The organism is Salinimonas sediminis (assembly GCF_003429285.1).
GTDB classification, from domain to species: Bacteria; Pseudomonadota; Gammaproteobacteria; order Enterobacterales; family Alteromonadaceae; genus Alteromonas; species Alteromonas indica.
Map to the genome: position 1 here is coordinate 3413629 of NZ_CP031769.1, position 12420 is coordinate 3426048.

Below are 12420 nucleotides of genomic sequence, written 5' to 3' on the forward strand. Positions count from 1 at the left end.
TGTAAGCTGGCTTATGCATTTGCTAGCTTGCTTACATCCACGACCGGCTGGTACTTTCAGTTTCATAAACCAGCCGGTTAACCAGCGCCTGCGCTGCGGATTCAGGTAAGAATACAATCCGTACCGAACCACTCGCCAAGACCAGTTTCACGCTGGCTATATGCCGCCGTTTCATCATAAGACTTTGCGTAAATACCACCTGCTGAAGCTTGTACAGCGGCAATATTTGGTAATCAATACCAATACAGCCGGTGCGTACGTAAAGATACTGGTCGTCTATAGCATAGCCCCAGCGCCAATAACGCAATACCACAATAAGCATAACTATCAGCGTCAGCCCGCCCACTAATGCTAGCTCGGTATAACCCTTTGCATACCATGCAAACGCGCCCAATAGCAAAGCTATAGGAAGTAGCCGCACGACCAAATTATGCAGCAGATAAAAGCGGGTAATCGGGCTATAGGTCCGCGGATAAACCTGGCTGCCAGGCAACGCGTCAGCGGCAAGTTGTTTGGCTTGTTCGCAAGTTACCGAAGGCACCAATAGCTTATTCGGGGCCATTAACTCTTGGTTCGGCTGATGGCCGGTTTTGTTCTGCTCGAAAAAAACATTCGCCCGGCGCAGTAGCTTATCCAACCAGTCCTGTTTGATGGTGACCACCTGTACCCTGCTTTGCCGCATACTCACTTCCTGCTTGCTTAATAGCCCGCTGCGCCTGATGTACCGGTCATTCACTTTGCTCAGGGTATAGCCATAGTAGGTTAACAGCGCCCCGCCCACGGATAGCAGGCCCATTATCGCCATTATCACGATTAATACCGTGAACAGGTAAAGGCTCCATTGCCACCAGGCAATAGTGTCTGAGCCTACAATTTGTTCCAGCTGCAGCCCCTGCCGGCCTAAATAACTGCCAGCCATATCGGCCAGTTCATCAAAAAAAGGCGCCATCGCACCGAGCAATATCCATACCCGGTTATTGGTAATACCATGCAGAACCAAATCTTTGATAGAACGGGTGTTGATGATTCGTTCATCCGCCGCCGGCGTGGCGGTCGGCGTGGGTTCACTCATCTCCCCTTGGGCCAGATAATCAGAGCGCTCGTTGAGAATTTGAGCGCGAAGTTGTGCCGCATAATCCCGGGTCACCGCCACAATACTGGCTTCTTCATTCGCTGAGCCTGCAGTATCAAGAATTACCACAGCGAACCTGGACAAACGGTAATACACCGGACGTTCTATTTTAACATTCTGTATCCGCCAGAAAGGCAAATTAATATGCCGGCGATGAAATACTCCGCTTTTTATTTCAACGTGGCTATTACGTACTCTGAATTGATAAAAAAGATAATCAAGCAACGCATTAACAATAATGAGCGCACAAACCACACCCAATACTGGCAGAAACCAGCGGGACTGGGTAATGGACGTGGTTTGAAAGCTAATAGCAATGGCGGGAATAGCATACAAGCCGAACTGAACCAGCTTTTTCAGGCTACTGGCCACAAAATAAATGATGGCCACCGGCGCAAGACGACGCCACTGACGACCGGTATCTATTTGAACGGTATCAGTAGGGCTAACGTCAGACCCAACATCGGGCAGCACATCATTGGCCGGTTCATCCTGGGGGTTATTTATCGACATGCTGTTCGTCCAGGTTTACTTCGCATTTAACTCTTTATGGCTAAGAATAAACTGACGTAATTTTTGCGCCTGGACCACCGGTAGCCCCGGGATTTCGAATGTGTGCACTGCCCCACCCGCTGAAAATACCTGGAGGCGCGCGAGTCCGGCAAGGCGTTCTAATGGCCCACGTTTCAATTCAATATGCTGTATACGCAGCACAGGCTGGCAGCCAATACTTTTAAATATCAGCCCCTTATGCAACACCAAATCTTGTTCACGTAGGGCAAAACGAATACAGGGATCGGCCAGAAAGTGATAGGCCAATGCCCATACGGTACCCACCGCCACCGCTGTGACCACAAAAGGATAAGTAGCTAACAGGTTTGCCGGCAAACTTAGTAACGTTTGATACCTGACTATACTAAGTAGGGCTAGCAGCCCACACCCTATCACGGCAACGATCAACATATTTAACCACCGGTAGCGCGGCGACAATGCTTCAGTTTCAAGTGTCCACAGGTCGGGTAACTGCGCCGTGGTTACCGGCGCATTATGATAGTCAGTTTCAGGCGCGTCCAATGGGGCTCCCATTAGGGTTAATCATCAACCATCTGTGCATTCAGCCACTCCTGCAACGTTTTCATATCATGGGCCACGGCCATTTGCAGCTCTTCTACCCAGTCGTGCACATTCTGCCACCAGGCCGGGTGATCGCCTTGCTGAATCTGATTGGCAATACGTTGCACGCGGGCTAAACCAACAGAACCTGCAGCGCCTTTGATTTTATGTGCTTGCGAACACACTTCTGACTTTTCATCAGCGCTTAAGCTTAGTTGCAAAATCTCCATGTATTCAGGCATTTTATCCTGAAACACTTTGACACTAGCCCGCACCATATCTTCGCCAATAGTATCCACCAGCATCTGTAACAAATCCATATCCAGAATATTGCTAAGCGATTTAGTGGCATCCGGTTTGGCTTTGCGCTGTTCGACCTCAGTCTCTGCCGGCGCCGCGGGCTCAGCAAACAATGCATTAAATACTTCAATAACCCGACTCTTTTTAATCGGCTTGGCGATAATATCGTCCATGCCGTTTTCCAGATACTCTTCGCGTTTTTTAATCACATTCGCGGTGAGCGCCACAATAGGCGTCTGCATAACCAGGTCTTCTTCAATCAACACATTAGCGACATCAAAACCGGTCATATCGGGTAATTGAATATCCAGCAGGATCAGGTCATATTCATTGGCCCGGGCTTTATCTATGGCTTCCTGACCAGTCATGGCGACATCCACCGTTTGCCCGAGCTTTTCAAGTAAGGCTTTGGCTACCATGACATTCAGCTCAATATCTTCTACCAGCAAAATGCGCAAATCGGTAACCTGCAACTTCGAAATTTGCATGGGTCTGGTAGAAATTTGTACCGGCAGATCAATTTCAAACCGGGTACCTTTGTTAACCTCACTGGTCACCCGAATCTCACCGTTCATCAACTCGACCATTTGTTTACAGATGGCTAAGCCAATACCTGTCCCGGTGGCCGACTGGTGATCAGGATGATCTACCTGATAATACATCGCAAAAATCTTATCCAGCTCGGAATCGGGTATCCCTACTCCCGTATCCTGGATAACGAAGCTTACAATACTGCCGCCCTGCACTGGCTGGGTAGCTGAAACTGACAAGCTGACCTCGCCTTTATGGGTAAATTTCACGGCATTGAACAGAATATTCCACAGAATCTGGCGCAGTCGGGTGCCGTCGACTTCTACCATTTGCGGTAAAGGCTCATTAACGGTGGTCACCAACTCCAGGTTTTTATCTGCCGCTAGCAGCCGAATAATACTCGACAGCTCTTCCGTAAAATCGCGCAGCGAAACCGTTTTCAGGCTCAGTTCAAGCTTATCCCGATCCAGCTTATCTAAATCAACAATATCGTTGAAAATGTTCCCCAGCGTAATAGCGCTGGCGTAAATAGTACTTACCCAGCTAAATTGCTCTTTCGACAAGTCCGTATCGCGTAGCATACGGCTAAGCCCTACGATGCCGTTTAATGGTGTACGCAACTCATGGCTGATGGTGGCAATAAAACGTGTCTTGTCTGTACTGGCTTTAGCCGCCGCACTCTCGGCCTGTTTGCGTTCTGTCATATCCCGGCCAAAGGCCAGTAAGCCTAACCGGTTTCCTGCATTGTCGAAGAAAGGTACCCGCTTCATTTCGAAGTAGCGCCGACGACCATCGGCAAAGCGCAACCACAACTCTTCGGTCATACTGGCATTGGTTTCCAGAACCTCGCGGTCGCTGGCCACAATTTGCGACGCCAGGTCTTCTTCAAATACGTCGTGCAGTGTTAATCCCACCAGCTCTTCTTCTGTTTTGCCGGTCAACAGCTCGGCAATTCGATTACAGCCGGCAAACCGCCCTTCTTCATTACGGTAATAAATCAGGTCGGGTGACGCGTCAATAATAGAGCGAAGTAAGGTAGATAAACGCCGTGCCTGTTCTTCTGAGGAGGACTTATCGTCAATCTCGCGTTCAAGTTCTTTAAACACCGCTTCACGTTCTTCCTGCGCGGTCTTACGCTGTTCAATTTCGTGGTTCAGCTGGCGTATATTACTTTGCAGTTCGCGGTTTAAGAACACATCCTCTTCACGCAAGCGCTCTAACTGCGTTACCACTTCTTTTAAGTTCGTTCGCGAGTTTTCCAGCTGTTTAACCAATTCGCTGAAGAAATACAGTACCCAGGGCGCGGAGAGCAGCGTAATAATAATGGCTATGATGAAGTCGTCAGGCTGTACCGGCTTACCCAGACTCACCCGCACAATGTACGACCCACCCAGTGTGAACACCAGAGTCACCATGACAAACAGAATACTCAGCTTGAGTGTGCCGAACCGTTTTACAAACTGGGCAATCCGTATAGCCCACGAATCATTAGGGGAATCCTGATGCATAACACTTAATTCACTAATAAAATTGCGGTTATCCTAGCAGGTCTTATCTCTGCGGCAAACAAACCATGTGATCAGTTATGTGCTTTTTGCAAATAAAGTAGGAACTAAAACCGCTGCATGCCGTTATTGGCAACCTGTGCACCAATAAAGCGACAGTCTGCACTTCTATTGGTCACACGCAGGCAGATTTTGGTGTTGACAGTCGCATTGAGAGGAAAAGAAATTATAGAGAGAAAAAATAAATAGTGTCGGTGTGTATCTGGTGAAAGCTACCGGGATAACACCGACCAGCGTATTGCAGTACCGTGTAAAATGAGATTAACTCTTTGAACAACAAGCTATTTAATATTATAGCCGGGGACCGCGATTCTATCGATATCTTCTTCGTCGAACAATCTTACTTCTAACATAATTAAAACCTTATTTACTAATACGTCATCCGGGATACCTTACAGGCGCATATTATGCCTGTAACCAACGTGCCTGACGTTGAACCATTACATCTTCAACAGCACTCACTCATGATTAATGCAATTGCTTTACCACTTTTGTGCGCAACAATACTTTATATAAAAGCACATGCGTGAAGGGGGTGGCCTGTGGTAATTTAGAGTAGCGCGCAGATAATCATGCAGTGCTGCAGCAATAATATAAATATATAAACGTTTTTATTGTATTTTTATTCATTTTCAGGGCCTTTTTAATGTTGCGTCATTAGTATGAATATACTAAAAAGCACAGAAACGGGGACAATCCGGGCAATAGCATTCCAACCAATAAACCCGGTAACCTATTATTAATAAAGAGCTTTTCCTTTTTATTGATTTTTCTTTAATGCCAGACTCAGAATACCAATTGATTTTGTAATCTAATATGGGTATTTTGTACGGCCCGCTTAGCAATTGTGCATAAAAATGCGGACCACATGGCTGGTATCCTCTAATAATAAATAACGACGAAAACAGGCACGGCCAATAGACGAAAATTATTCTGCTATTGATAGATGCCTGAAAATGACTGTGTCACACGAACCTCTACGTGATGAGCACAGCGCGTACCTTGCCCAGTCGAAGGTTGAAGGAGTTAAAGATGAGTTTATACAATCCCAATGATTCCCGGGATAACTGTGGCTTCGGTTTAATAGCCCACACTCACGGGGAAGCTAGTCACCAACTGGTGGAAACTGCAATCCATGGCCTGGATAGAATGCAGCACCGAGGCGGTATTGCCGCAGACGGTAAAACCGGTGATGGCTGCGGTCTGTTACTGCAAAAGCCAGATGCATTTTTCCACGAAATTGCGCAGGAAAATGGCTGGAAGCTAAGCAAAAAATATGCGGTAGGAATGATTTTCCTAAGTCGCGACTCGGCGTTGGCTGAGCATGCCAGACAGGTGCTCAATGAAGAGCTGGAAAAAGAAACCTTGTCAGTGGTGGGTTGGCGCGAAGTACCGGTAGACCATACTGTACTGGGCGAGTTGGCGTTATCTGGCGTGCCACAGATTGAACAGGTGTTTGTAAATGCGCCTGCGGGTTGGCGTAAGCGCGATTTGGAACGCCGCCTTTATATGGTGCGTCGACGGGCGGAAAAACGCCTTGAGCAAGATGAAGACTTCTATGTAGCCTGTTTATCCGGCTTGGTTACTATATACAAAGGGCTGGTCATGCCAAAAGACCTGCCCGCTTTTTATGCCGATCTGGCAGATGAACGCCTTAAAAGCGCTATCTGTGTATTCCACCAGCGCTTTTCAACTAACACCTTGCCTCGCTGGCCGCTGGCGCAGCCATTTCGCTTTTTAGCGCATAATGGCGAAATCAATACCATTAAAGGTAACCGCGACTGGTCTTTGGCGCGAACGGGCAAGTTTGCTACCCCCCTTATTCCGGATTTAAAAGAGGCTGCGCCCTACGTTAATACCGAAGGTTCAGACTCTTCGTCGCTGGACAACATGCTAGAGCTATTTTTAGCTGGCGGCATGGATTTGTTCCGTGCCATGCGTTTGTTGGTGCCACCGGCTTATCAAAATAATAAAACCATGGATAACGATCTGCGTGCATTTTATGAGTTTAACTCGATGCACATGGAACCCTGGGACGGCCCCGCCGGTATCGTATTAACCAATGGCCGCCATGTGGCCTGTAATCTGGATCGTAATGGTCTACGTCCGGCTCGCTATGTGATTACCAAAAATGGCTTTATTACGCTTGCTTCTGAAGTTGGTATTTGGGATTACAAAGAATCGGATGTATTGGAAAAAGGTCGGGTAGGCCCAGGCGAGATGCTGGCAGTAGATACTTACACCGGCAAAATCTGGCGCTCTAACGAAATTGATGATGAACTTAAAGACCGCCATCCATATCGGGAATGGCTGGATAAGCACATCCGTCACCTCACTCCGGTGGAACAGGTTGATGCCAGTCAAATAGGCCAGCGCGCTTTTGATAATGACACCATGGCGGTGTACCACAAGCTGTTTAATTACAGCTATGAAGAAATTCAGCAAATTATTAAAGTGTTGGCGAAAGACGGCCAGGAAGCCGTAGGTTCGATGGGCGATGACACGCCAATGGCGGTGATGTCTTCCCAAACACGTACCTTATATGACTATTTCCGCCAGCAGTTTGCGCAGGTTACCAACCCGCCAATAGATCCGCTGCGAGAAAATCATGTGATGTCGCTGGCAACCTGTATCGGCCGTGAACAAAATGTTTTCAGCGAAACCTCAGGTTATGCTGACCGTGTATTGTTTGAATCGCCCATACTCATGTACACCGATTTAAAGCAGCTTCGGGAATTTAACCCTGAATACTATTATTCAGAAGTTATAGAGTTGCAATACTCGCAGGAAGAAGGCTTGCGTAAAGCCATCGAACGCATTTGTAACGAAGTTGAGTACCTGGTTAAGCAGAAGCGCGCGGCATTTGTTATTTTATCAGACCGTAATATTCGCAAGAACCGCTTGCCGATCCCCGCAGCAATGGCGGTAGGAGCTGTGCAGCGCCGATTAATCACCAAAGCGCTTCGTTGTGATGCAAATATTGTGGTAGAAACCGCTACCGCACGTGATCCGCATCACTTTGCTGTATTAATTGGCTTAGGCGCAACGGCGATTTACCCGTTCCTGGCGTATGAGACAATTGAGCAACTGTGCGAGAATGGCGAATTGCCAGTTTCGCCCATGGAAGCCACCCTTAACTATCGTAAAGGTATTAACAAAGGTCTGTATAAGATCATGTCCAAAATGGGCATTAGTACTGTGGCCAGTTACCGTTCAGCGAAACTATTTGAAGCGGTAGGCATTAACAACGAAGTTATGGAGCTATGCTTTAAAGGGGTGACCTCGCGCATACAGGGAGCTGGGTTCACTGATTTTGAGCAGGATATTATGAATCAGTCCAGAATTGCCTGGCTGAAGCGCAAACCGCTTAGCCATGGCGGACTGCTTAAATATGTACATGGTGGTGAATATCACGCCTACAATCCGGGTATTGTGCAGTCGCTGCAAAAGGCGGTAATGTCTGGCGAGTATACTGATTATCAGGAATACGCTAAACAAGTGAATGAACGCAGCCCTGCCCATTTACGTGATTTGCTTGGCTTACATAGCCAGGATGAGGCTATCGATATTGAAGAAGTCGAAGCGCCAGAAAAGCTGTTCCCACGCTTTGATACCGCGGCGATGTCGATTGGCGCGTTGAGCCCAGAAGCTCATGAAGCGTTGGCAATTGCCATGAATCGACTGGGCGGACAGTCCAATTCGGGCGAAGGTGGTGAACACCCTTCACGTTTTGGAACTGAGAAAAACTCTAAAATTAAACAGGTCGCATCAGGCCGTTTTGGGGTGACGCCCCACTATCTGGTGAATGCAAATGTCATTCAGATTAAGGTAGCACAGGGTGCTAAGCCCGGCGAAGGCGGCCAGTTACCCGGCGATAAAGTAAACCGGTATATTGCGACACTACGTTTTTCTGTACCTGGCGTAACCTTAATATCGCCCCCGCCCCATCATGATATTTATTCTATCGAAGATTTGGCGCAGCTGATTTTTGACCTCAAGCAGGTTAACCCCGCAGCGTTGATTTCGGTGAAACTGGTATCTGAACCTGGCGTGGGCACTATTGCTACCGGTGTAGCAAAAGCCTACGCAGATCTGATTACCGTATCGGGTTATGACGGTGGCACGGGTGCCAGCCCATTGACGTCGGTTAAATATGCCGGTAGTCCGTTTGAGCTAGGCCTGGCAGAAACCCAGCAAGCACTGATTGAGAACGGCTTACGACATAAAGTTCGCCTGCAGACCGATGGCGGTTTGAAAACCGGCCTGGATGTGGTTAAAGCCGCCTGTTTAGGCGCAGAAAGCTTTGGCTTCGGAACTGGCCCAATGGTCGCACTGGGTTGTAAGTACCTGCGAATTTGCCATCTGAATAACTGTGCTACCGGTGTAGCAACACAAGATGAAAAGCTGCGTGAAGAGCACTTTATCGGCTTGCCTGAAATGGTCATGAACTACTTCAGATTTATTGCTCAGGAAGTGCGGGAAATTATGGCTTCGCTTGGCGTACGCAAGTTTGACGATCTCATTGGCCGAACCGATCTGTTAAAAGTTATTGAAGGTATTTCGGCTAAACAAAACCGGCTTGATTTGTCGCCGCTATTGGCGCGTCCAAAAGCAGGTGAGCATACTCGTCTGTTCTGTTCGCAAACCACTAACCAGCCGATGGATAAAGGCGAGTTGAACGGTGAACTGTTTAAAGCCAGCCAGCAAGCCATAGAAAACGGTACGGGTATCAAGCTCAATTACCCTATTCGCAATACCGATCGCTCGGTAGGCGCCATGGTTTCAGGCGAAATCGCCAAACACTATGGTAATCACGACATGGAAGATAACCCTGTCGAAGTTCAGTTCGTAGGGACAGCCGGCCAAAGCTTTGGGGTATGGAATGCGGGCGGCTTGCACATGCGTATTGAAGGTGATGCCAATGACTATGTGGGTAAAGGAATGACCGGCGGAAAGCTGGTTATTTACCCGCCTCGTGATATCGGCTTTGATGCCCACGACAGTACTATTATGGGTAACACCTGTCTGTACGGGGCCACCGGCGGCAAATTATTCGCGGCCGGACGCGCCGGCGAACGCTTTGGGGTACGTAACTCAGGCGCGATCGCTGTGGTTGAAGGTATCGGCGATAATGGTTGTGAGTATATGACCGGCGGCATTGTAGCTGTACTGGGTAAGGTGGGCGTTAACTTTGGCGCCGGCATGACCGGCGGCTTTGCCTATCTGCTGGACGATGGCGACCTAGATAACCGGGTAAATAGTGAGCTGGTAGAAATTATGCCGGTAGATGATAAAAACATTCTGGTGGAGCACTTGCGTGGTCTGATCAACCAGCACTATGAAGAAACCGGCAGTGAGTATTCGTTGAGTCTGCTAACCGATTTTGCGAATACCCTGAAGCAATTCAAACTGATTAAACCAAAAACCAGTGATGTGAAAAACCTGTTGGGCCACATCAGTCGCTCCAGCGACGAACTTCGTATTCAGGCTCAGTAGGAGGATGGTAATATATGGCTAAGAATGTCTATCAATTTGTCGACGTAGAGCGTATCGATCCGCCGAAAAAGCCGATCCAGGTACGAAAAGCTGACTTTGGCGAAATTTATCAGCCGTTGTCTCAGTCACAAACGGAAGGCCAGGCAGACCGTTGCCTGGATTGCGGCAACCCATACTGTGAATGGAAGTGTCCGGTACACAACTATATTCCACAATGGCTGAGCTTGGCTAATGAAGGGCGGATTATGGAGGCAGCTGAGCTGTCGCATAAAACCAATAGTTTGCCTGAAGTATGTGGCCGGGTGTGTCCGCAGGATAGGTTATGTGAAGGCGACTGTACCCTTAACGACGAATTTGGCGCTGTCACTATCGGTAGTATTGAGAAATACATCACTGATACTGCGTTTAAAATGGGCTGGCGCCCGGATATGTCTGATGTGGAGTGGACCGATAAAAAGGTCGCTATCATTGGCGCGGGCCCGGCTGGGCTGGCCTGCGCAGATGTATTGATCCGCAACGGGGTAAAACCTGTGGTATATGACAAGTACGAAGAAATCGGCGGCTTGCTAACCTTCGGCATTCCGTCCTTCAAGCTGGAAAAAGACGTCATCAAGCTACGCCGTGAAATCTTCACCGATATGGGTATTGAGTTTGTGCTTAACACCGAGATTGGTAAAGATGTGCAAATTGATGATCTGATGGACAAGCACGATGCTGTATTTTTGGGTATGGGAACGTACAAATCTATGCAGGGCGGCTTCGATCACGAACAGGTAGAGGGCGTTTACGAAGCTCTGCCCTTCTTGATTGCCAATACCAACCGGGTCATGGGCATTGAAAAAGATCCTGCTGATTTTATCGATATGAAAGGTAAAACGGTAGTGGTGTTAGGCGGTGGCGATACCACAATGGATTGTGTCCGTACTTCCATTCGACAAGGTGCCAAGCGGGTTATTTGCGCTTATCGTCGAGATGAAGCCAGTATGCCTGGTTCACGGCGCGAGGTGCAAAACGCCAAAGAAGAAGGCGTTGAATTTATGTTCAACTTGCAACCTCAGGATATCAGTATTGATGAGTCGGGTGTGGCTAACGGCGTCAAGCTGGTTAAAACCGAAATGGGCCCGCCGGATGTAAATGGCCGGCGCCGCCCCGTCGAAGTGGATGGCTCCGAACATGTGCTTGAAGCTGATGCTGTTATTATCGCCTTTGGTTTTCAGCCTAGTCCATCAAACTGGTTTGCTGACTTTGGTATCGTGCTGGACGAGAAAGGCCGGGTTATTGCGCCATCAAAAGGCAAGTTTGCTTACCAAACTGCTAACCCGAAAATCTTTGCCGGCGGCGACATGGTGCGCGGTTCAGATTTAGTGGTTACGGCTATCGATGAAGGCCGTAAAGCAGCTGGCGGTATCATGGACTATCTTGGGGTGTAAACCCGATAGCGCGCTGGATGCGCCTGCTATTTTATATCGACAAATGCAAAACGGGCCTTGAGCCCGTTTTTTGCCTTTCTATTGTGCCAGATTTCATCATCCTCTGGTCAGACAAACCAGCTCATACATCCTTTGCAATACTGCTAACCTTAATCACCCGGCAAAACAGGGTTGATACCTTTTAATCAACTGGCATACGCAAACTGGACCAAGGTTGGTTGCCGCTTCCAGTGACATTTTCTATAGTATCGGTGACTTAACATTAACCTGGTTAAAGGCTGACTATGAAGCTGCTCCGCGCCCTGACATTCTTATCTACCCTAGCGGTTGCCGCGCCTGGAATGGCGGCTGGCAATATCTCTCAGCCTGCCATAGCGCCTTGCCCCGGCGAGTTTTATAATGTGTCTATGCCTCAAGGGGCTACTCAGTGTCAGCGCTTCGACGATGATATGCCAGCATCACTGATATTTCACACACCGCAAAGTACCGAATCAGTATTGCAGTGGTATCAACAGCATATGCCGCAACTTCATGTAGCCAGCCAATTCAATGGCCGGGTGGTGTTGACCGGTGCCCAAAATACTATCCGCGTAGTGGTCTCGCCTGACCATAGCGGGGCGCAGGTAGATTTACTAATACTCGATTCATTGCTCGCTAGTCAGTAACTCTTCGTCGCCATCCCCTCGCCGGTACCTTTAATTCCCTAATGTACCGGCTTGTTCGCCTGCCTATTTGCCTCAGTGCGCCACCCCTGGTGCCGATACGTTTCCCACCTTACACGTTCTATTGTTCCCGGTTTTTTCAAAAAACTATTGGTATTGGCACCCTGCTTGCTATTTTCAGGTACTGACGG

Annotated in this window: 6 protein-coding genes; 3 read left to right on the forward strand and 3 right to left on the reverse strand. The window is 48.4% G+C overall.

Translation table 11 applies throughout. The features are described 5' to 3' along the window. Window positions 1-31 precede the first annotated feature (31 nt). Genes D0Y50_RS15040 through arcB form a run of 3 tightly spaced genes read right to left on the reverse strand, consistent with a single transcriptional unit; the run spans window position 32 to window position 4584 of the window. Window positions 32-1645, reverse strand: a complete 1614-nt coding sequence (locus tag D0Y50_RS15040) for a PH domain-containing protein (protein ID WP_117317715.1) — start codon at window positions 1643-1645, stop codon at window positions 32-34. A 15-nt stretch (window positions 1646-1660) separates the two neighbouring features. Continuing rightward, window positions 1661-2218, reverse strand: coding sequence for a PH domain-containing protein (locus tag D0Y50_RS15045; protein ID WP_108567477.1), 558 nt, complete (start codon window positions 2216-2218; stop codon window positions 1661-1663). A gap of 5 nt (window positions 2219-2223) precedes the next feature. Beyond that, entirely contained in the window at window positions 2224-4584 is a 2361-nt protein-coding gene (gene arcB / locus D0Y50_RS15050; RefSeq protein WP_117317717.1) for an aerobic respiration two-component sensor histidine kinase ArcB, read from the reverse strand. 1089 nt (window positions 4585-5673) lie between these two features. Between arcB and gltB the strand changes: the two genes are divergently transcribed. From gltB to D0Y50_RS15065, 3 genes are all read left to right on the forward strand, one after another. After that, window positions 5674-10137, forward strand: a complete 4464-nt coding sequence (gene gltB, locus D0Y50_RS15055) for a glutamate synthase large subunit (RefSeq protein WP_108567475.1) — start codon at window positions 5674-5676, stop codon at window positions 10135-10137. A gap of 14 nt (window positions 10138-10151) precedes the next feature. Further along, entirely contained in the window at window positions 10152-11567 is a 1416-nt protein-coding gene (locus D0Y50_RS15060; protein WP_108567474.1) for an FAD-dependent oxidoreductase, read from the forward strand. Window positions 11568-11851: 284 nt separating this feature from the next. Continuing rightward, window positions 11852-12232: a hypothetical protein gene (locus D0Y50_RS15065; protein WP_108567473.1), complete on the forward strand. Its 381-nt coding sequence runs from the start codon at window positions 11852-11854 to the stop codon at window positions 12230-12232. Window positions 12233-12420 lie beyond the last annotated feature (188 nt).